The 23,281-nt window shown below is 49.3% G+C and carries 17 protein-coding genes; all 17 read left to right on the top strand.

Annotation, left to right across the window (positions count from 1 at the left end):
- Positions 1–259 precede the first annotated feature (259 nt).
- The 17 genes from CBE73_RS12225 (at position 260) to CBE73_RS22560 (ending at position 23,275) form a co-directional block, all read left to right on the top strand.
- Positions 260–4,021 (top strand): SwmB domain-containing protein, encoded by a 3,762-nt coding sequence (locus tag CBE73_RS12225; protein ID WP_174704716.1) that lies wholly within the window; start codon positions 260–262, stop codon positions 4,019–4,021.
- A 257-nt stretch (positions 4,022–4,278) separates the two neighbouring features.
- A complete protein-coding gene (locus CBE73_RS12220) occupies positions 4,279–6,969 on the top strand; it encodes a stalk domain-containing protein (RefSeq protein WP_094094446.1) in 2,691 nt (896 codons plus the stop codon).
- A 52-nt stretch (positions 6,970–7,021) separates the two neighbouring features.
- Positions 7,022–8,188 (top strand): sensor histidine kinase, encoded by a 1,167-nt coding sequence (locus CBE73_RS12215; protein ID WP_094094445.1) that lies wholly within the window; start codon positions 7,022–7,024, stop codon positions 8,186–8,188.
- Positions 8,189–8,917, top strand: a complete 729-nt coding sequence (locus tag CBE73_RS12210) for a response regulator (RefSeq protein ID WP_094094444.1) — start codon at positions 8,189–8,191, stop codon at positions 8,915–8,917. It begins immediately after the preceding gene.
- 271 nt (positions 8,918–9,188) lie between these two features.
- Entirely contained in the window at positions 9,189–9,620 is a 432-nt protein-coding gene (locus tag CBE73_RS12205) for a hypothetical protein (protein WP_094094443.1), read from the top strand.
- A 180-nt stretch (positions 9,621–9,800) separates the two neighbouring features.
- Positions 9,801–12,044, top strand: a complete 2,244-nt coding sequence (locus tag CBE73_RS12200; protein WP_094094442.1) for a helicase-related protein — start codon at positions 9,801–9,803, stop codon at positions 12,042–12,044.
- A 90-nt stretch (positions 12,045–12,134) separates the two neighbouring features.
- A complete protein-coding gene (locus tag CBE73_RS12195) occupies positions 12,135–12,986 on the top strand; it encodes a ComFC family protein (protein WP_094094441.1) in 852 nt (283 codons plus the stop codon).
- Between the two features lie 927 nt (positions 12,987–13,913).
- Positions 13,914–14,681: a helicase-related protein gene (locus CBE73_RS12185; RefSeq protein ID WP_174704715.1), complete on the top strand. Its 768-nt coding sequence runs from the start codon at positions 13,914–13,916 to the stop codon at positions 14,679–14,681.
- Between the two features lie 119 nt (positions 14,682–14,800).
- Positions 14,801–15,208, top strand: a complete 408-nt coding sequence (locus CBE73_RS12180; protein WP_094094438.1) for a flagellar protein — start codon at positions 14,801–14,803, stop codon at positions 15,206–15,208.
- Between the two features lie 115 nt (positions 15,209–15,323).
- The gene (flgM, locus tag CBE73_RS12175) at positions 15,324–15,608 is read left to right on the top strand and encodes a flagellar biosynthesis anti-sigma factor FlgM (protein ID WP_094094437.1); all 285 of its coding nucleotides are present in this window, start codon (positions 15,324–15,326) and stop codon (positions 15,606–15,608) included.
- A 16-nt stretch (positions 15,609–15,624) separates the two neighbouring features.
- Positions 15,625–16,125 carry a flagellar protein FlgN gene (locus CBE73_RS12170; RefSeq protein WP_094094436.1) on the top strand — a complete coding sequence of 167 codons (501 nt, stop codon included), beginning with the start codon at positions 15,625–15,627 and terminating at the stop codon, positions 16,123–16,125.
- A gap of 18 nt (positions 16,126–16,143) precedes the next feature.
- The gene (flgK, locus tag CBE73_RS12165) at positions 16,144–17,712 is read left to right on the top strand and encodes a flagellar hook-associated protein FlgK (protein ID WP_094094435.1); all 1,569 of its coding nucleotides are present in this window, start codon (positions 16,144–16,146) and stop codon (positions 17,710–17,712) included.
- 27 nt (positions 17,713–17,739) lie between these two features.
- A complete protein-coding gene (gene flgL / locus CBE73_RS12160) occupies positions 17,740–18,669 on the top strand; it encodes a flagellar hook-associated protein FlgL (RefSeq protein ID WP_229752719.1) in 930 nt (309 codons plus the stop codon).
- A 20-nt stretch (positions 18,670–18,689) separates the two neighbouring features.
- Positions 18,690–19,253 (top strand): DUF6470 family protein, encoded by a 564-nt coding sequence (locus CBE73_RS12155; RefSeq protein ID WP_229752717.1) that lies wholly within the window; start codon positions 18,690–18,692, stop codon positions 19,251–19,253.
- 80 nt (positions 19,254–19,333) lie between these two features.
- On the top strand, positions 19,334–19,774 hold the full coding sequence (locus CBE73_RS12150) for a flagellar assembly protein FliW (RefSeq protein WP_094094433.1): 441 nt from the start codon (positions 19,334–19,336) through the stop codon (positions 19,772–19,774).
- Positions 19,775–19,776: 2 nt separating this feature from the next.
- Positions 19,777–20,016 (top strand): carbon storage regulator CsrA, encoded by a 240-nt coding sequence (gene csrA / locus CBE73_RS12145; RefSeq protein ID WP_094094432.1) that lies wholly within the window; start codon positions 19,777–19,779, stop codon positions 20,014–20,016.
- Between the two features lie 136 nt (positions 20,017–20,152).
- Positions 20,153–23,275 (top strand): flagellin N-terminal helical domain-containing protein, encoded by a 3,123-nt coding sequence (locus tag CBE73_RS22560; RefSeq protein ID WP_280522991.1) that lies wholly within the window; start codon positions 20,153–20,155, stop codon positions 23,273–23,275.
- Positions 23,276–23,281 lie beyond the last annotated feature (6 nt).

Genomic DNA, 23,281 nt, shown 5'->3' with positions numbered 1-23,281 from the left:
GGGCTCTGATAGTTTTACATTTAGAATAAAGCTTTATACTTAGCTTGTTTAGAGGACAGTCGGCCCTGAGGCCAGCTGTTCTTTTTTTATTTTCCGGGGAAATGGATGCCTCAAATTCTGGAAGACTCCTAAAGATTAGATAAGAACTTGCCGACGAATATAGTAGCTTTCTATTTTATTTCGCGTGGGCAGAATGACCGTACATAAGACTTAACGCTTAACCAAAGAGGAGTTGAAGATTTTGAGAAGGATGAAGAAAATGATAGGGTTATTGCTGACTTTAGCCCTTATATTTAACGGATTTGCCGGCTTACGACCGGTTTCGGCTGCGGAAGCTTTGCCTTTGCCTATTGGCAGTTTGGTTCCGCCGACTTTACCGGCTGCAGGGGCGACGATTGATTTAGCTCAGTCTGAGGCAGCTATAACTTTAACAGCTACCTTCACTTCAAGTGTAGCGATCAATCCGAATAATCCGGATAACGTAACCCGCTCCGCACATTTGAAAGATGCCGCTGCAACTGAACCTGAGGACGATGTTGCCGCTTGGGTTCTAGAGTCAACGCTGCTTTCTGAAGGGGGGGCGGTGCTTTCACTCGCTGTGGACAAGACCAAGCTCAGCGCCGGGAAAACCTACTACGTTACGATAGATGATGAAGCTTTTGTAGATACAGGCGATCCGACGGTGGTTTATGGCGGGTTTCAGGACAATCAGACCTGGAGCTTTCGAACTAAGGAGGCTCCTGCAGCCGTAACTTCTCTGACACCAGCAAACGGGGAGGATAATGTCCAGCCTCCTGCACGGCTGACGATTCAATTTAGCAAGCCTATCATCGACAAGAAAAGTGGAATTATTAGCGTTGAGGGACAAGGAGTCGCGAGACAGAATATTGATGTAAGCTCGAATTCTGTAGCAGTAAATGGGACGAATACCGTTGTTATCTCACTGCCTCAAAGCTTGCGTTATAATACGTCCTACTCGGTTTTTGTTCCGGAACGTGCTTTCGAAGACAGTGAACATGTGTTGACCCCTGCCATAGCGAACTCGAACTGGACCTTCACGACGGCCAGCAGCACATCAAATCAATTGATCATTAGTAATCTGAGTCCGTCTAATGGCAGTTCAAACGTGTCTCCAGGCACTTCGGTTCTGACAGCGACGTTCAATTCAAATATTAAAGCTGCGGCCGGGACAACTTTTAATCTGGGAAGCTCCAGCGGGGTCTTGCTTTATAAATATGGTTCTTCAACCCCGCTTTCAGGAACGGCTGCCGTTAGCGGAAGAAGTTTAGTTATTACGCCTGCTTCGGCTTTAACGGAAGGCTCCAGTTATTACGTGACTATTTCCCGCACGGCGATTATGGATGCAGCTACAAACGCTTATTTTGCCGGACTAACGAGTACAAGCGGCTGGTATTTTACTACGGCTACTTTAGATAAAACATTACCGGTGATCCAGAAAGCTCAGGTGTATTCCAACAATACGATTCGTCTGCAATATAACGAGAGCTTAAACTCGGTTTCGCTGCCTGCAAATATTTTTAGCGTAACCGTAAACGGAGAGACAAGAAACATCAGCGGCGCGTATGCGGCAGGGGATAGCGTATATGTCACCCTGCAGGTTGGCGTAGCGGTAGGACAGAATATCACAATCAGCTACAGTCCAAGCAGCAGTTACTTGAGGATCGCGGATCTGAGTCAAAATGCAGCGGCTTCCTTCTCCAGTATGGGAGTCGATAATGGACTTGAAACTTCCATGCCGAAACCTAAAGACGGGTATATTTCCGGCAGTACGGTAGTTCTGCATTTTGCAGACAGTCTGCAGAGTGTATCCTCTTATGCTGACAGTCAGTTTACGGTAACACAAGATGGATCTTCGACCTCGGTTACGGGAATCAGTCAAAGCGGTTCAACGGTTACGCTCACTCTGGCAGGTTCAGCCATAGCGGACGCCGTTGTTAAAGTGAACTATACTCCGGGTTCTTACCCGCTCAAGGATTATCGCGGGCTTGATATTCCGACGTTCAGTGATTTCTTTGTTAGGAACTATAACGATAACCGTCCTCCGCAATTTCAAAGCGTTACAGGCTCTAATAACAAAATTATTTTGACCTATGATGAAGGACTGAGCACCACTAATGTGCCGCTAAAGAGCCAATATTCCGTATTGGTAAATAATAGCCCGGTCTATGTGACGGCGATTGATATTGACAATAATCAGGTGACTTTAACGCTTGCTTCGTCCTTTACAGCTACACAAAGTGTGACAGTTTCGTACGTTTCGGCTGTAGGCGGGGTTTCCGACTGGAACAATAAACTGGCCGGTTATTTAAATCTTGTACCTGTTCAGTATGGAAATGTAACAGCGGGGATCAGCAGTGCAACGGTTAACGGGGATACGATGAAGATTCAATTTAATAATGCGCTGTCGGCTAACTCCTCTTCCTCCAGCATTTCAATCGGCTATTTCGCTGTAACGGTAGATAACCAGAATCGGAGCCTGAAGTCGGCTTCCCTTATTGGGAATACGTTAACGATCACACTAAGTTCACCGGTAAATGTCGGACAGACGGTCACTTTCTCATATATTCCAGGCTCTTCCGGGATTCTGAGTGATAATCGGGGGAACAGCCTGAATGCGATCAACCAGGCGGCGGTGCAAAATACAACAGGCTCTGCTAATAACGGGAGTACAACTGGTAACGGCAGTACAACTGGCTTGGCAGTAGCTCCGAATTTAAGAGTTCTATCTTCCAGTGAATTTAATCAAAGCGGCTATGTGCTGGATAAAGGGGCAGCGACCGCTAGATCGGGTTATTCGAGAGAGGGACAAACCGTCAATAATTATATGATAGACGTTTCCAAACTGACTGATGCTTACAATTATGTGGCTTCTAATTCTGCAGCAGATGCCCGGGTGATAGTATTTGAGGTACCTGAGACCAACAAAGCAGCCTATGTAGGAGCTCCTTTAAAAGCATTGATGGATGCCTTCGTTCGAAGCAGTGAGGCGGAATTCGGCATCAAATACGGTAATTATTTGTACTTGCTGCCTCTGGATCAGCTTCAATTCTCCAATCTGGCAGTTTCATTGGGATCAGGCTTTAATTCGGCAAATGTCTGGTTCCAGATTGAGCGCATACCCGAAAACAATTTAAGAGTTGTGAACAGTGATAAAGGTGCCACAACGAATCCGCTGCTGGATCCGGTAGATGTATTTATTAGTGTAGGAACAGGAGATTCTGCGGAACTAAGCTATATGAACGTTTCGGGGGATCTATCCATGAAGACTGACGAAATGGTATCAGTCTCCAATACGGCTATGTATGCTTATGATAGAGGTACTCAGAAGGTGCTGTTTGTTCCAACCAAGATTTCGTCCAGCGGAGCCTACACGGTTCTTACGACAACACTGAAGTCGGGCAGCAGTCTGGTTGGCCCAAGAAGCGGGTATGCGAACCTTACCGATATCCAGAACCATTGGGCGAATACAACGATTTCCGAACTGGTTTCGAAGTCCGTTATGGACCCGGCCGCGAGCGGTTTATTTAAACCGAAACAAAATATTACCCGGGCGGAATTCGCCACCTATATCGCTAAAGGACTTGGCTTATCGCCGGACAAGGCGAGCGCGGCTGCTTTTGGTGACGTTTCCCCATCCTCCGAGGCGGCCGGTTATATCGGTGCGGCGGCTAAAGCGGGGATCGTGGCCGGGGTGTCCAGCACGGCCTTTAAACCGGGCAGCTTTATCACAAGAGAGCAAATGACCTTGATGATGACCCGGGCGATGTCCACAGCCGGACAGCCTCTTAATGCTTCGCTGAACCCCAATGGTGTGCTGTCCAGCTTTAAAGACAACAAACAAATTTCTGCGGCCTCCAAGGCTGTGGTGGCTCAAGCGGTAAATGCGGGGATCATTCAGGGAACCAGTACAGGCACCTTTAATCCGAAAGGCACGGCCACACGCGCCGAAGCAGCCGTTATGCTCAAGCGCGTATTGGATAAACTGAGATTTCTACAATAAAGAAGACTAGAGAGTATAAACTCTAAACTCTAAACCTCTTTTGGCGGACCTATGATAATAGGTTTTGAACCAAAAGAGGTTATTTTTTTGCCAAAAACCCCCTTCCATAAATTTCCCCTAGCATAAAATTCAATATTTTTCGTAACTTTTTTGTTACTTTGTAGTCTATTATTCTAGAGGATGTATTCCTGACTTGGTAGTTTAAGGAGAAACAGCCGTTAGAAGACGGCGGAAGAGATGGGAGAGTCGCTTCAGAAATGGTAGAACAACGAGGTGCGTCAAAGCACAACTGGGGACAAAAAAGCAGAAAATGGGCCGTCCTATCCTTGGCCGGATTGATTTGGGTTCAGCCGGTGCTGGGGACAACGCCTTTATGGGGAAATTCATCAACGATTTATGCCGCTAGCAGTCAGGCGGTTAAACTGTCGGAAGATATCATTACGTCAGGTGCTAAACTTCAAAAATATCAATACACCGTCACACGCTCCGGCAAACAGGTGAAGGTGCTGGCCGATGTGGTGCAGATTGATTTAACGAATCCGTACGTGAAGCTGGATACGATGACAGGTAAGAACGGCCAGGTGACGACCCGCCAATCCGTCAGCGGTATGGTGAAGGAGACCGGCGCGGTTGCCGGCGTGAACGGGGATGTGTTTAATACCAGCGGCCAGGGCGTGGCGATGGGGGCATCGGTTTCTCAAGGGACGCTCGTTACCAGTCCAAATCAGCTGCAGGGCATGTATGCTTTCTATCTGGATCAGAACCGGGTGCCGGCGATCGACAGCTTTACGTTTGAAGGGAATGTAACGGCAGCGGACGGATCCAGCTTCCCGCTAACCGGGATCAACAAAGAAGCTTACCAGACCGAACCGGACAAGGGCTACAGCCACGTTAACGCCATGTACATTTATACTAGCGCCTGGGCTTCAACAGACCGGCCGAAGGATTCTTCGACGACTCCGACGGAGGTGCTGGTGCAGAATGGCATCATTCAGCAAATTTCGCCTGGAGCGGCTATTCCGGGACCCGTTCCGGCTGATGGTTATATTTTGCGGGCTCATGGTACGGCGGCTAACTATATCACAACGCATTTGCAGGTCGGCCAGCCGATTACGTCCAATTATGCGCTGCGTACGGTAGCCGGCGGCAAGCTGGTGAATCCGGCGGACCTGCAGATGCTGATCAGCGGCCATACGCTGCTTGTTGATCAGGGCAAGGCTTCTTCCTTTACCCGTTCTACGAGCGGTGTCAGCGGCAGCAGTGCCGTAGCCCGGACAGCCATTGGATATTCCAAAGACGGTAAATTTGCTTATTTGATTACAGCGGAGAAAAATGATAACAGCAGCGGCTTGACCTTAGCCGAGCTGCAAGGCTTTATGACCAGCATCGGCGTATGGAAAGGCCTCGATCTGGACGGCGGCGGTTCTACCACCCTGGTCTCCCGTCCGCTCGGTGAAACGGATGCGACCTTGACGTTTACCACAACGAACGGCGGAACTGTTCAGCGTCAGGTCGCTAACGGCGTTGGGGTCTACACGACCGCTCCGCAAGGCACGCTCAAAGGCCTGACCGTAAGCGGCACTCAAACGCTGCTGATCGGCCAGGAAGCGACTTATTCGCTGAAAGGCTATGACACTTACTACAACCCGATTGATACGTCCACGATCAGCCCAACCTGGAAATCCAGCAACGGTAATGTGGTATGGACCGGAAGTACATTTAAAGCCGTACAGCCGGGAACAGCTCAGCTGACAGCGGTAAGCGGACAAGCTTCGGCCAGCACGAAAGTGACGGTACTGGGCGCAGACAGCCTCAGCAGCTTAAGCCTGGGGGCACAAAGCGGCCCGCTTCAGGCTGGAGCGCAGGTGACCATTACGCCTAAAGCCAAGCTGAAGACAGGCAGCACGGTTGATGTGCCGGCCAGCGCCCTGAAATGGGAGTTCAAAGGCATGAAAGCCAGTGTTGGCGGAGGCGTGTTAACGGTCAACTCGATCAACCCTGGCGTCAAGGTTGCTTACGCGATTGCCCGTTATGACGGGTTCAGCTCGGTCATTGCATTCAGCGCAGCCGGCAGCCAGTCGTGGGAAGACTTTGAGAAACTGGCCTACAGCATTGAATTCACAGGCAGTCCTGCACAGGTAACGGGCCAAGCGCAGGTAGTCAGCAGCGGGGACAATCACGGCAAAGTGCTGCAGCTGAGCTATGACATGACAGCAGGCACCGGCAGCCGGTTCGCATATGCCCAGTTTAACGGAACCAGCGGACGCGCTATTCCAGATGGAGCATCGGCGATGTCGATTGACGTGATGGGTGACTCCAGTCTGAACTGGCTGCGGGCCGAAATCGATAATAATGGAAAAACAACCTACGTAGATATCGCCAAACAGGTCGATTGGACCGGCTGGAAGAACATCAATATTGATCTGAGTCCTTATGGACTCGCCTCCGGTGCAAAGCTGAAGCGGATCTACCTCGTGAATCTGGAGGATGGCCAGGATGAACGGGCCATGATCGGCAGTGTGTCGCTCGATAATATCCAGTTCACGGTGCCTTCCGGCGGAGATGACCTATATCCGGACGCTAAAATGACCATGACCGTTGGGCAGAAATCTTATTTCCTTAACGGACAGAAGAAAGCCTTCGATGCAGCTCCGGTCATCAAGGACGGAACCACTTATGTGCCAATCCGCTATGTGGTTGATTCCTTTGGAGGATCTGCTGACTGGATTGCGTCCAGCAAACGGATTACCGTTGTCCGCGGCAGTGTGCTGATTGATTTGTTCGTAGGCAGCAAAGAATTCGTTCTGAACGGCGGACGCCAAACGGCTGAAGTCACACCTTTGATCGTCAATGGCAGGACTTTAGTCCCTCTTAGACTGGTGTCTGAACGTCTAGGAATCTTTGTAAATTGGGAACAAAAAACGAAGTCCATCACCCTGCAATCATGATATGATAGGTTTGATCATTACACGGATGTAAAAGAATGGAGATTGGGCCTACGTGGATTTTCAAACCGATGCGATCGACCGTGTCATTAAAAATGCGATAGATGTCATGCAGGACAGCAAGCTGCAGATGATCGAAATCCTTGATGCCGCTCAGACCGAGCTGAAGATGCTGAGCTCTGAGCTTCAGCAGGTCATGAAAGAGACCGCCGAAACGATTGAGAAAGTCGACCAGCTTGAGCTGAATTACCGACGTTCACGAATCCGGCTGACGGAAGTCAGCCGGGATTTTGTGCGTTACAAGGAAGAAGATATCAAGCAGGCCTATGAAATGGCCACGCAGCTGCAGTTGGATCTGCTGATCTACCGGGAGAAAGAGATGTATCTGAAGGCCCGGCGGGACGAACTTCAGAAGCGTGCGCGTAACGTCGAGCGATCCGTGGAACGGGCGGAGACCATCGGCACGCAGATGAATGTGGTGCTGGAGTACCTGTCCGGTGAGCTGGGTCAGGTTACTCGGATTTTGGAGTCGGCCAAGAACAGACAGCTGATCGGGCTGAAGATTATTTTGGCTCAGGAAGAAGAACGCAAGCGGATCTCCAGGGAAATTCACGATGGTCCCGCTCAACTGCTCGCTAATATGGTGCTTAGGACGGAAATTGTCGAAAGAATGCTAGTGAAGCAGGACTTTAACATGGTACGGGACGAAATAATAGATTTGAAGCAGCAGGTGAGATCCAGCCTGGAAGAGATGCGCAAAGTCATCTTTAATCTGCGTCCGATGGCGCTGGACGATTTGGGCCTGGTTCCAACGCTGCGCAAATATGTTCATGACTACGAAGAGAAGACCAAGATCAGAACCACTTTTGAGACGAGAGGCAAGGAGCAGCGGTTATCGTCTGCCATGGAGGCGGCAATCTTCCGTCTCGTGCAGGAGGCTCTTAACAATGCGGCCAAACACGCCTATCCTACTTTTGTCGGTGTCGAAATTACTTATCAAGCGCAGATGATCAAAATTGTGGTACAGGATAATGGGCTTGGCTTTAAAGTGGATAAGCTTGAGCAGAAGACCAAAGAACACTCTCATTTCGGCTTGATAGGCATGCGTGAACGGGTTGAACTGCTCGATGGCAGAATGGAAATTGAGTCGGCAGAGAACCAGGGAACGAAGATTGTGATTCATATCCCGACAAATGTAGAGAAGAGAAAGGAGCAAGAATAGATGGAGCAGAGCAACGTAGAAGAGAACACGAAGATCAAGGTGCTTTTGGCGGACGATCACCAGTTGTTTCGTGAAGGCCTGAAGCGGATTTTAAATATGGAGGAAGAGATCGAGGTTGTTGGGGAGTGCAGTGACGGGTCGCAGGTGCTCGAAGCCTGCGAGCGTTACCATCCGCAGATCGTGCTGATGGACATCAACATGCCGGGAACGAACGGCGTTGATGCTACAGAGCAGCTGCGAGAAGCGATGCCGAATATCAAGGTCATTATTTTATCGATTCATGATGATGAAAGTTATGTCTTTGAAACGCTGCGCAAAGGCGCAACCGGTTATCTGCTGAAGGATATGGAGGCGGAGTCGCTGATCAACGCGATTCGTTCCGTAGCGGAAGGCCATGCTTTTATCCATCCAAAGGTAACGGGCAAGCTGATTCAGCAGCTCCGCCGGATGGAATATCTGCATGAAACGGGAGCGATTGCCGAAGATGGCACGATGCGCGAAGCAGGCGTTAAATTTGTGGCCGGCGATGACAATCCGCTGACCCGGCGTGAAGCCGAGGTGCTCCGCCTGATGGCCGAGGGACGCAGCAACAAAATGATCAATGAACACTTGTTCATCAGCGAGAAGACGGTCAAGAACCATGTCAGCAGCATTCTGCAGAAGATGGAAGTCGACGACCGCACGCAGGCCGTTATCAATGCAATCAAATTGGGCTGGGTAACGTTGTAATCCCTAATACCGGACCGTTTAAATACTTAAGCAGTAAAAACAAGCACATAAGACCACCGGCTGCCCTACCTAGGCGCTGGTTGGGAGCTAGCTCGCGAAGAGGATGAACCGAGCAGGAACTCATTTGGATCAGCACCGGACCGCCCAGTAACCGGACCCCCTGTGGCCGCATATAGTATCTTAGTTAAAACCTAAGGTTTTGCGGCAGGCGGATAACGCTATACGCTATAAGCAAGCAGCGTTCCGCCGACAAGACAGGGAGGTGGACTCCATGATCACGTTGGCTTTATGGATTGTTGCCGGATATGCGCTGGCGGCACTCGCCGTGCATGGGTTGTATCGTCGTTCTTTGAACCATTCGGCCGCCGGCGAGCGGCGTTTTGTTCACTATGTATTGGTAACGCGGAATCACGGACGTCAGCTGGAATGGTATTTGCGGGCTATTTCCTGGTATGCCAAATTGAGCAGCAAACCTCATTTGGTCACTTTGGTTGATGAGCACTCGGAAGATGATACACTGGCAATTGCCGAGCGAATGAACCGTGCGGAAGGAATGGAGCTGCAGGTCATTCGTTTCTCCGGGGAGCTGTCGCGGGAGGATTTGGCCCAGCATTCACCGGAGCTGGAGCAGGAGGGTTTCCTGTTTATCGATCTTCGCAAGCCGGGGGAGGCTGCCAAAATCCCCTATGTACATGTCGTTTAATTTCATAAGAGGTTTCTCTGTTCGGAAACGAAAGAGAAACGGCGGGTGAAGCACACTCTACCAGTTATTTGGACTTGGTGGGGTGTGCTTTTTTTGTGCTCTGGGATAGAGATAGCTGCAAGTTTAAGGAGAATTGGCAGTGGGATTAGACTTGGAATCCATACAAGAAGGGGAGAGAACATGAAGGTTTCTCTGTATGTAGCGAGGTCAAACGGCAAGTGGAGCGCTTATATCAGCCTGGATTTGCGGGTCGATTTATTTTGGTGGACAGGCGGGCTTCCGGACCAGGGGGCAAGGGGGAATGATCTGGCAGATCAACTTATTTTGCTGGGGAAAAATATCCCGCTGGGCCAGGCCGCCGCCTGGCGCGACCATTTTGTCTCGAACCCTCGTTTCGACCGGTTCGGATGGGAGGATTGGGCCAGCTTGATGCGGGCTGGCGGTAATAGCCCGACATTATCGGGCTTGGAGAAAAGACAGACGCCTGCGGCTGTAACCAGCGAAGGGTACACGAAGCGGAGCGGACGGGACAACCTCTTAAGTTGTCCGCTTGGTTTATACAACCGCAGGGCGGGCGTACACCCGCAGTGGCGGGAGCTGTGTGCCCCGGAGCTGGACGGGGCACACGGGTATGCCGAGCCGGGCCGGATGCCGTCGGCCCGGGAGGTAAAGCGCTTCGCGGCGCTGACCGCGGGGCGCTCACTGCTGCAGCCCGAGCTGCGCGGGCTGCTGGATGCGCAGCTGCCGGAGCTGGCCGGCAGCTGGCGCACTTTAGCGCAGCTCGCCCAGCTTGCCGGGCGAGCTGCGCTTATGGCGGCCGTCGCCCCCGCGCAGGCGGGGCGGCGCCGCTGGTTCGCCGGCCTGCTGCGCGGGCCGGCGCTTCCCCGCTGCCGGCGCTGCGGCAGCGAAGTGACCCGCACGGCGCCATGCGCATCGTGCGGGCAAAGCAGCTGCGCCTACTGCGAGGCCTGCCTCGCTATGGGGCGCAGCCGCTCCTGTGCGCTGCTGCTTCGCGGCAGCGCGGTTTCCCGGGCCGCGGCAGTGTGCGCGGCCCCGCAAGCCCCCACCGATCTCCAGCTCGATCGGTGGGGGCTCAGCCCGGCGCAGCGCGAGGCCGCTGCCGCCGCGCTGCGCTTCCTTGCCGCGCCGCGCACCGTTCCTAACGTCGCGTCGCCAACAGGGCGGCCTGACGTGCCGTCCACCGCGTCCGCCGCTGTCGTATCGCCAGCCATGCCGCCGGCTAATCCGTACACTGGCCCGGCTGCTGGATCGTCTGCAATATCATCGGCCATACCGTCTACCGGCTCATCTCCCGCACAGCCTACAACGTCGCCAACCATACTCACTGCCTCACCCTCCACCGGATCCAAGTGCGCAGCATTACCGTCCCCCGCCCCTCCTGCCCGCCGCTCCGCCGTTCCCGGCAACCCGGCCCGCTTTCTGCTATGGGCCGTGACGGGCGCCGGCAAGACGGAGATGATATTCCCGCTTCTCGCCTATGTGCTGGAAGCCGGAGGACGGGCGCTCGTGGCGACGCCCAGACGCGACATAGTGCTGGAGCTGGCACCCCGGCTGGCGAAGGTTTTTCCAGAGCAGAAGATGAGCGTCCTTTACGGCGGAAGCGAAGACCGGTGGAGCCAGGCCAATCTCGTATTAGCCACCACTCACCAGCTGCTGCGGTTTCACAAAGCTTTTGATCTGGTCATTATTGACGAGTTGGATGCTTTCCCCTATCACAATGATCCCATACTTGCTTATGCCGCCGAGGCTTGCTGTAAGGACACCGGTAACTTTATCTTTCTCTCGGCAACACCGCCTAAGAAGCTCCAGCGGGACGTTGCCGCCGGTCGCTGCGGCGTGGCCAAAGTTCCGGCAAGATTCCACGGGTACCCGCTTCCGGTGCCCAAAAGGATTCAGTTTCCCGGCACAGCCGAAAGTATCAAACGTAAAGGGCTGCCCGCGGGCTTGATCACAGAGCTGAAGCGCTCGCTGCAGCGGGACGCGCAGATTTTCCTGTTCGTATCCCGGATCCAGCAGATTCCCCCAATGCTTGCGTTGCTGCAGAGCAAGCTGCCAGGCGTCAGAATAGAAGGCACTTCTTCGCAGGACGGGGAACGTTCGGCCAAAGTCATGGCGTTTCGCAGCCGTGAAATCCGAATTCTAATCACGACAACCATTTTGGAGCGCGGCGTGACCGTTCCCCGCAGTGACGTCTTTATTCTGGACGCCGACAGCGGACTGTTTGACGAAGCATCACTGGTGCAGATGGCCGGACGAGCCGGGAGGTCCAAGGAGGACCCGGCAGGCAGAGTGTTTTTATTCTCAAGTCAGTCCACTTCGGCCCAGCGCGGGGCGATCAGGCAAATTAAACAGATGAACCGGATTGCGCTAAGTAAAGGTTACCTAAGGGCCAAGGGGATCTAATTTGCATGCACGACCGAATAAGCCGAGCCCTGCATGTCCACTACTTAAACTAATCTATCTAAAATAAAAGATGAAAAGGAGCCGGAACTCATGCCTTCAATTCCCTTATTAGAACAGCTTTACGCCCTGCTTGCGCCTTCCGTCAGCATCTGCCTGGGCTGCGGCAAGCAAACCCGCCGGATGTCAGATGAATTCCCGGAGCTTTGTCCCACTTGTGCTGGATCTATTCCCTGGATCAAGGTGCCGCGCTGCCCGATTTGCGGAAGGGGCATGGGATGTCCGGACTGTATACGCGGGGATTGGGCCGTGGAACGTTCTTTTGTCTTGAACCGAAGCGCAGTCCTGTACGATGATCGGATGAGAGAGTGGCTTGGGCAGTATAAATATAGAGGACGCGAGACTTTAGCCCCCTTATTCGGCAAAATGATGGTCCAGGCCTACAACCGCTTAGAGCAGGAGATGCGAAAATCCTGGCAGGACCCGAACTGGCGGATTGATGCAGTTACCTGCGTGCCCGTAAGTCCATCCAGATGGCTTGAACGCGGCTTTAATCAGGCTGAGCAGCTGGCGGAGGCAGTGGCGAAGAGAACGGGGGCTGCATTTATCCCTTTGCTGGAGCGTTCCCGTGACACCGAGAAACAAAGCTTGAAATCTCGTTCAGAGCGCCTTAAAGATATGAAGAAGGTGTTTGTACCTGGACCGGGAGCGGCAGATCACTTAAACCATCTAATTAAAGGACTGGAGTCCTGTGGAGTTAGCAGATCAAATGCTTTTCAGGCGCAAAAGAGATCGAGCCGCCCTAAGCCTCTTCGGTTTCTGCTTGTAGACGATATTTACACCACGGGCAGTACCATAGGGGCTTGTGCGGCGCAATTGCAGATGCTGACGTATTCAGTGGGACAGAAGGCCGAAATTTACAGTCTCACCTGGGCCCGTTCCTGATTCATTTTTTTGTACCTGATATAGAGAGTTAGATCACTTCTTACAAAAATGATTACAGTTTGGCCAAACGGGCCATGTCTATTAGGCAACGATGAGATAGTCAGAGTCGCAGCTGCCCATAGTTCTGAATAACTTGGAAGAAGTTGGGGTTTATATAGTGGTCATATAAGCTGGTCACCTAAGAAATCGTAATTTTGATAAGTTGGTAGGAAGAGCCATTCAGTCATGGGAGAGAAAGATGTACAAGCAACACGGATTATTAAGAACAAGCACTCCTATTGTGGGGTTTCATTGGTTTAGCTTGTGCGGAGCTATACAGTAATTATCAAAGTTGTAATTCTGATTTGAGTAAAGCTTATGGTTTAGTTAGCCAAATGTAATTTATTGAGTATAATTATAAGAAGTCCACAAAAGTGGACTTCTTATAATTTCAGAAGAGGAGGATGGGGATGCTCTTTACGATTGGATACAGTTTGATTTTTCTCCTTTATGCTGGGATAACTTTTAATCGTATAAGAAAAAAAACATTCTCTGCTTTTTTAAATGAAGAAGTCGGTTTTGTAATAATGTTTATAATAGTGAGTTTGATAGTTGAGGTACCCACTCAATTGAAAGCAATTTGCGTCCCAATATTATTGTTAGTTTTTATTTATGGATGTTTTAGAAAATGACCCCATAAATTTATGAGGTTAAATGATTTATTTCTTGAGACAAATAATGGCGGATCCTGTAGGAGGGAGTCCGCCTTTTTAATAGAAGAAAAATTCAATAACGTGTGGAAAATGATATCGATGCTTTTCCCTACCCCAATGATCCCGTGGTCGCTTACGCCGCTAAGCCTTGCTAAAGGACACCGGTCACTTTATCTTTCTCTCGGCAGTTCCGCCCAAGAAGCTCCAGCGGGATGTTGCCGCTGGTCGCCGCGGCGTGGCTAAAGTTCCGGCAAGATTCCACGGATACCCGCTTCCGGTGCCCAAAAGGATCCAGGCTCCTGGCACAGACGAGAATATTAATCGTCAACGGCTGCCTGCAAGCTTGATTGCAGAGCTGAAGCGTTCGCTGCAGCGGGACGCACAAATTTTCCTGTTCATTTCCCGGATTCAGCAAATTCCCCGGCTGCTTGCACTGCTGCGGGACAAGCTGCCTGGCATTAGGATAGAAGGCACTTCTTCACAGGATGGGGAACGTCCGGCTAAAGTAACGGGATTTCGCAATCGCGAGATCCAGATTTTAATCACGACAACCATTCTGGAGCGCGGCGTGACCGTTCCGCGCAGCGACGTCTTTATTCTGGACCCGACAGCGGACTATTTGGCAAAGAGAACGGGAGCGGCTGCTTTCATCCCTTTGCTGGAGCGCTCCCGTGACACCGAGAAACAAAGCTTGAAATCTCGTTCAGAGCGCCTTAAAGATATGAAGAAGGTATTTGTTCCTCAAATGGAAGCCGCAAAACAGTTGAAATATACGCTAGCCATCCTGAATTCCAGCCGTGGTGGCAGGCCAGAGACCGGACGGATAAGGGAACAGAACAGGAATGGACCGGCCGACGAAACAGGACCGCTTCGCTTGCTGCTGGTTGACGATATTTATACAACAGGCAGCACGATTGGTGCCTGTGCGGAGCAATTGCGAACGCTGGTTTCTTCAATAGGACGGGAGGCCGAAATTTATAGTCTTACCTGGGCCCGTTCCTGATTCATTTTTCGTGATTCTTTTCCGATATATAGAGAGTTAGATTGGATAGACTTACGGCAAGGTATGAAGTAATCTATATAGTAATAGCTTTTTTTAACTATGTTAGTGGGGGAATGAGAATGAATCTGGATAACTGTCCTCGCTGCGGAAAACTATATGCCAAGAACTTCATGGGTCTGTGCGGCGATTGTATTAAAGAGATCGAAATTGAATACGATAAATGTAAAACCTATCTTCGTGAGAATAAAGGCACCCATATGCAGCAGCTGTCTGATGCTACTGGGGTCAGCATTAAGCAGATTACCAAATTCATCCGTGAGGGCCGGATTTCCATTGAGAACAATCCGGGAATGGCGTATCCTTGCGAGATATGCAGCGTCACGATGATTCGCGAAGGGAATATGTGTGAAAGCTGCCGATCACGTCTGACCAAGGACTTGAGCTCGGCTGCGCAGCAATTGTCCGGTGAGACTGAGGTCCAGGGGACTATGACGTACGGGGCATTAAACAAATTCCGCAAGGATTAAACAGGTCCAACTCTTATAATTATTTGGACTAAATATCTATTAACATTGCTTTAAACCATGCCGATAAACTTGTTATGAGGTTATCGGCTTATTATTTTGAAGGGGGACTATAATCGTGAAGATAAATGATATTGGACGGCTCGGAGCGGTAAATTCCTATCAGCGTACAGCAGATCATCAGCGCCAGATTGAAGATAAGAAGATCAAACGGCAGGATCAGGTTTCGATTTCTAATGAAGCTTTGGAACTTCTTAAGTCCAAGGATAAGGCCACAGATCCGGCCAAAGCGGAGAAAATCCAGGATTTGAAGGCCCAGGTAGCATCCGGCACCTACCAGGTAGAAGCCGGCAAAATTGCCGAGAAATTGGCCCCTTATTTTAAATCATATACCGATAAGTAGTATTTAGGAGGCAGACATGTCAGTAGAAGCATTGGTCGGCGTGTTGGAGCGTTTGGACGAAGAGCATCGAACGATGCTGAACTGGGCTGACGAGAAACGCAAAGCCATTATAGATAATCAAGTGGATAAGCTGATAGGCATTTTGAACCAGGAGTCGCGGTGCATGAAACGCATCGGACAGTTGGATGAAGAGCGGATGGAGGCTTGCCAGTCTTTTCTGCGTGAACGTGGGATCAAGTCTCGGCTGGATCTGAACATGACGGAAATCTCGCGGCTGGTGTTTGATCCTGCGGATAAACAGCGGCTCCAGGAGATCCAGACTAGACTCAGCCAGACCTTGAATCGATTGAAGGAAGCGAATGATTTAAACCAGAAGCTGGTAGAACAGTCGCTTAGCTTCATTGATTATTCGCTCGATTTGTTAGTCGGCGCGCCAGAGGATGAGACCACTTATCACCATCCTGTGCATAAAGCAGGCGGTTATACTCGAACAGGATTCTTTGATGCCCGCGGCTGATCATTTAAGGAGGAAATTATGACATCTACATTCCATTCCATTGAAACGGCGAAGCGGAGTTTGTTTACGCAGACAGCGGCCCTGAATACAACCGGTCACAATATCGCGAATGCGAACACGGAGGGCTATACCCGTCAACGTGTAAACATGCAGGCTTCCATCCCGATGGAAGCTTACGGCTTAAACCGTTCTGTTAGCCCCGGTCAACTGGGCACTGGCGTAGAATTCAGCTCGATCACCCGGATTAGGGAAGGTTTCCTTGATGGGCAGTTTCGTAATGAGAATACGGCAAATGGCAGTTGGACAACCCAGGCGGATGCGCTGGACAAGCTGCAGGGGATTTTTAATGAGCCCTCTGATTCAGGTATTCGTACAGTACTGGACAACTTCTGGAACGCATGGTCTGATCTCAGCAAGGACCCTGAGAACGTTACGGCTCGCCGGATCGTCAAGGAAAATGCAGCGGCTTTGACCGATGCTCTGAACTATATGAGCGGCCAGCTGACGAACCTGAAACAGGACTTAACCACCAATGTGGGCGTAAAGGCCAACGAAGTGCAGGGATACCTAACTTCGATCGCTGATCTGAACAAGTCGATTACTCGTATAGAGGGTCTTGGTGACGATGCCAATGATTTGCGGGATCAGCGCGACCTTTTAACGGATAAACTTTCAAAAATCATTAATATTTCCGTACAGGATACCGATCAAGGCTATACGATTCTAATGGGCAATGAGACACTGGTCGAAGGGAACGAAGTTGCTGTTCAGGTGAATGAAGGCGATACTCCGGAAGAACAGGGTGCTTTTCTTGAGAATGCATTTACTTCAGGTTCTCTTACAGGCGGAGAAGTTTATGGAATGCTTTACTCCCGTGAGAATTACGTGAATGATTACAGCAAACAGATGGATGAACTTGCTAATACCCTTGCCAATGGGGAAATCAAAATTACCTTGCCCAAAGGCTCGAATCTGCCGGCAGGAGTTTCGGTTACAGGAGTAGATGGATCAACTATTTCGGGAACTGTTGCCGAGGATACGGAAGTTATAGTCAATGGGATTAATGGCTTACATCAGCTGGGGTATACGCTCGATGGAACGACAACTGGCGGACTCCCTTTCTTTGAGGGTGGACCTCCAATTACAGCTTCTAACATTAAGGTGAACTCTGCTATTCTGAGTGATCCCAGCTTGATTGCTTCCTCGCTAAGAACAACTGGCACAGGGGACGAAGAAGCGGTAGTTAAAGGCAATAACAGCCTGGCTCTTCTTATGGGGAACCTGAAGCAGACTACCTTCCTATCTGTAGACGGAAAACGGAATGCAACTGTAGATTCTTATTATAGCTCCATGGTAGGGCAACTCGGTGTACAGGCACAAGAAGCAACACGCCAGAGTCAGAACTCCGATATTCTACTCCAGCAGTCGGACAGCAGCAGACAATCGGTCAGCGGAGTATCTCTTGATGAAGAAATGAGCGAAATGATTAAATACCAGCATGCCTATAGTGCAGCGGCTCGGTTTATGACGACTTTTGATGAGATGTTAGACAAATTGATTAATTCGACCGGAACGGTCGGCAGATAATAATGAAGTACGAATGGAGGGGTGATCGTGCAGCGCATTACTAATAATATGCTGAGTTCTCAGCTTTTGCTGAATATAAATCGGAATTCAGTGAAAATGAGCGATATGCAAACTCAAATGGCAACGGGGCGTAAAATCAACAAGCCATCAGATGATCCGGTTGGAATCACTTATTCCTTACGTTATCGTTCTGAACTTTCTTCAAATGAACAGTATCAAAAGAATGTGGACAGCTCTGTTTCCTGGTTGGATTATAATGATACCGTAATGAGTCAGGCTGGCGATGTGGTACAGCGTATACGTGAACTTACGGTACAGGCGGGCACGGGAACAAATCCGCAATCCTCTTTAGACAGTATTAATGAGGAGATCGGAGAATTGAAAGAGCAGTTAATCGATATCGCCAATAGTACACTGAATGGCAAATACGTCTTTAACGGCCAGAAATATACGGACAAACCTTTTGTTTTTCCAAAGAACGAAGACGGAACCTCCAATACGGATGACCTTAAGACGGTTATGGATCAAATTGATCAAGGTCCTGTTAACTATACGGTCAGCGCTGGCGTGTCGATGACGGTTAATATAACAAGTAATGATGTGTTTGGTAATGCTGAAGACCAGGATAATATATTTAACATCATTAATAACATTTCGACCGCATTGGCAAAGGGGGATATAAGCTCCGTATCGGCCCAGTTGGATAATATTGATACACGGTCCGATAAGATGTTGTCCGTCAGAGCGGAGGTAGGGGCCAAAACCAACCGTATTGAACTTCTCCAGAATCGTTTAAGCGATATGGAAACGAATTTAACAGATTTGCAATCCAAGACGGAGGATGCGGATTACGCGCAGTTGATTATGAACTCGCAAATACAAGAAAATATTTATAATGCTTCTCTGTCTGCCGGAGCCAAGATTATTTCTCCTTCACTGGCTGATTTTCTGAAGTAGAATAATTGGGGGCGTTGCATATGATAGGTATTTTACAAATTCGGCAGACTCCTGGCTATATAGGAATAGATGCCGATTTGGGACAATTTTCTATCCGTCAGCCTAAAGCCGATATGCAGATCCATACTACATCGCCGCAGATTGACATTCACCAGGAACCAGCCAAGCTTACAATCGACCAGTCTGCGGTAAGATCAGCTGTTACCGGCGGTGGTAATTTGGAGATGACCAAGCGGCATACATCAAACTTGCAGCCTCTGTTTAATCAGAATCTGGCTAGACGGGTGGAGCAGGGGAAACGTATGGCCGAATTTTGGAAGCCCGGAAATACGATTCCTCAAGTTTTGAAGGACAACGCTTCTCAGGACGGATTTGTGGAGTTTAGAGGGCCTTCTTCCGGTAAGCTTGTTAATATTGACGTGGAGCGGAGAGAACCTCAAATTGAGGTTCAGGAAGGAAATGTCGATATTCAGGTTCAGGTGAACAAACCGGAGATTGAGTACCAGCGGGGGAAGCTGGACATCTATGTGAGACAAGCCCCGAAAGTGGAGTTTATCCCTCCCGAGATTGATATGAAATTATAATTTTTTCGATAAAAGGCTGTAGATAGATAAACCTGTCTATGGCTTTTATTATTTGAGTATACCAAAGGAGAGGTTTGAGAATGCAGGTAGCAACAACCGCGTGGGGGACACTGGAGATCAGTGAAGGAGAAGTTTATCATTTCTCGAAGGGAATCCCAGGCTTTGAACAGGAAACCGAGTTTGCTCTGATTGAGGTAGAGGACAGCCCGTTCTGTTATTTACAATCGGTTAAAGATCAGAATATCGGCTTTTTACTGTCAGACCCGTTCCTCTTCTACCCTTCTTATGAATTTGAATTGTCTGATGCTGAAGCTGAGGAACTTGGGATTGAAGGCAAACTTATTGTACGCTGCATGGTGACCCTGAAGAATCCGATGACCGACAGCACAATGAATCTGCTGGCCCCGTTAGTACTGAATCCAGAGAATCATAGCGCCAAACAAATTGTGCTTCATCAATCCGGTTATCAACCGCGGCATCGATTGTGGAATCAAGAAACTAATACGAAGAGTGGTGAATAAAGATGCTGGTGCTTTCAAGGAAAAAAGGAGAGTCTGTCATCATCCAGGACTCGATTGAAGTCACTATACTTGGCGTAGAAGGAGATACGGTTAGAATCGGTATTTCTGCACCGAAGCACGTCGATATTTTTCGTAAGGAAGTTTATCTCACTATTCAAGAATCGAACAGGGAATCCGCTGCACCGGACCCGCTGAGTATAAAAAACTTGTTTGAACATTTCCGCCAAACCGAAGAAAATTAGAAAACATTTCGAAAACTATAAAAAACAGTCGAGTCAGGTCGATATATATAATAGACGCTGAAAGCAGGGGCGGCCGACCCTAAGCGACAGCGGACCACAAGGATGTGGACCTTACAATTCAAGGAGGAAAAGTTACATGATTATTAATCACAATATTGCGGCACTGAACACGTACAACAAATTGACGTCTAACTCCAACGCTCAATCCAAATCCATGGAGAAATTGTCTTCGGGTCTTCGGATTAACCGTGCTGGCGACGACGCTGCAGGTCTTTCGATTTCCGAGAAAATGCGCGCTCAGATCCGCGGTCTGGATCAAGCATCCCGCAACTCCCAAGACGGCATTTCCATGATTCAAACTGCTGAAGGTGCATTGAACGAAACTCATGACATCTTGCAGCGTATGCGTGAACTTGCAGACCAATCTGCGAACGGAACGAACAGTGATACTGACCGCGACGCGATCCAGAAGGAAATGAACCAGCTGACTTCTGAAATCAACCGTATCGGTAACACAACTGAGTTCAATACGCAAAGCTTGCTGAAAGGTTCTACAGCTCCTGCTGTAACTACAGCTGATCAAGCTACAACAATTGCAGCAGGTCAAACTGGCGTTGCTACTGGTGCCCTTAGCGATCTTGCAACAATTGCTAAGAGTGTTGCAGGTAAGTCTTCTACTACTGAAGTTCAAGGCTTGACTAGCAAAGCTACTGGTTCGGTTTCCAAAGTATCGACAGACGATCCAAGTGTTAAAGGCGCTAATGCGGCGGTAACTATTGGTAACGGAATTACGATCAAGGCTAACGATACTGGCATTGACTTGAACGGAACTAAGATCACTGTTAAACAAGGCACAACTGCTGCTTCTTCTGTTAGTTATAGTGCGGCTGGTGGTTACGAATTCACCATTGGACAAAATGCTGATGGCACTTCCCTGGCATCTAATCGTGGTGAACTGAACAACGAAATGACAAAAGCTTTGGAAGCTGCTGTAACTGCAGATCCTCTAAATGCTACAAAATACCAAGCTATTTCTGTTACTAAACCTGAAAATGCAACAACTTCCATTCCAGTCACCGATGTAACTGCAAATGGTACATTTGCTGGTGGTGTTGAAGAGCATCAAGGAACATACTCTTTTGATATTACCAAGCCAGTTATGGAAGATGGGGACACCATCACAGTTGGCGGTAAAACTTTTACTGCTAAGTCAAGTGGTGCTGATGCAAGCAAAGGCGAGTTTAACATTGGAGCTTCCTTGAGTACTGTAAATGGAACAAATGTGGCTGCAGCGGGTACTGACACTTCTACTGCTACAGGAACTGATGCAATTACTGTAACAGTGGGTACTGGTGCTAATTCCACATATACGCTGGATAATACTGCACTGGCGGGCTACACAGGATCTTCTAACGCTGACTTAGTAAACTTCCTGAAGAATGCATCTAATGGTGCTGGTGGCAAGTTATCTGATGTTGCTAACGTTAGCATTGGTGCTGATGGCAAATTAAATATTACTGGTAAATCCTCTGCTGATAACGTATCAACAACAACAACAGGCGCCCTAGCTGCAACTCTGACTGGTCTTGACACTGGTAATACTGGTTCGACAGCTGGTACAGCTGCCTCTGCAGCTACTCAAGAAGCAAGCTTGGCTCAAGCTATCAATTCTGCATTGGGTGACCAATACACTGCAAGTATTGCTGGTGGTAAAGTGAGCTTGACAGAAGTAGCTGGCAAAGCTACAGGTGTAGCGCTTACTGATCCAACAACTGCTGGAGCAGGGAAAGACAACAAGCTTACAATTACTGATGCTAGTGGCGGCAACCTTAAAACGGTTACTATTGCACAGAGCCCTACGACAGGTAACTGGCAAAATGGGACTACGCCCGTTACTAATGGTGGGGACGATCTTCATGTATCGTATGATAAAGATACGGGAAATTTAACTATTGAGTTGGCCAATAAAACTGCATCCAAAAATACAGCTGAGAAGATTCAAAATGAAATCCAAAATTTAGGAAAAGTGAATCTTACAGATGGTACTTCCGTCGACTTCTCCCAGTACACAGTAGCTTCCTCCGGCGACTGGGATACAACTGAAACAGGTTCTGACATCAACAAAACCGTTGGTACTTTGGTAGGTGGTACTACTGAAGTGAAAGGTCAATACGAGCTGAACATCGACAAAGCTTTTGCTGAAGGCGATACAGTAACAATCAAAGGTAAAACCTTTACTGCAGTATCCGGTGATGCGGACTCCACTAAAGGTGAGTTCAGCGTTAGTGGCGGAGATGCGAATTCCCAAGCTTCGAGCTTGATGGATGCCATTAACTTTGGTCTTGACGGTTCCTATACAGCTGCTGCTACAGGCAGCAAGATTACTATTACTGAGAACAAAGCAACGGGTACGGACCTCAAAACTACGGATGCCAGCGTGTCTGCAACAGGCGTTAAAGGTCAATACGCAGTTGACGTGAACGAACTGATCAAAGACGGCGGTTCCTTCAGCATCGACGGCACGAAGATCACTGTATCCGGCAAAGAAGCTAACGTTGGGTATGCTAACGGTACTGCTGTGAAAGAAGCAGGCAACCTGGCTGATCAAACTAAAGCTTTGGCTGATGCCATCAACAAAAATACGGATCTGAGCGGCAAATATTCCGCTTCCGTTAACGAAGACGGCCAACTGGTATTGGATCAGAAGATCGGTAATACCGACGCTCCTAAAGTGGAAACTACAAGCTCCACTAAAGGTGACTTCTCCACTACTTTCCAAGTAGGCGCAAATGCAGGTCAAACGATGACAATTGACATCCAGGACATGCGTTCCGCTGCACTGGGTATTTCTGGTGATGGATCTGTAGATACCGTTCAAGCTAAAGACGGCAAAATTGCCTCTTTTGTGAAGACTGCTAACGTAACTAACGGTACTAACAACGACAACGTTGAGTACTCCCTGGACGTATCTGACAGCACTAAAGCTACAAACGCATTGAGCGTATTGGATGACGCTATCAACTCAGTATCCGCTCAACGTTCTTCCTTGGGTGCTTATCAGAACCGTCTCGAGCACACGATCAACAACTTGGGAACATCTTCCGAGAACCTGACTGCTGCCGAATCCCGTATTCGCGACGTAGACATGGCGAAAGAGATGATGAACCAAACCAAATCGAGCATCCTGTCCCAGGCAGCTCAAGCGATGTTGGCTCAAGCGAACCAGCAGCCGCAGCAAGTACTGCAGTTGCTTCGTTAATACTCA

Origin of the sequence: Paenibacillus physcomitrellae, assembly GCF_002240225.1 — a bacterium.
GTDB classification, from domain to species: domain Bacteria; phylum Bacillota; class Bacilli; order Paenibacillales; family Paenibacillaceae; genus Fontibacillus; species Fontibacillus physcomitrellae.
This window is presented reverse-complemented; position numbering and strand designations above follow the sequence as displayed.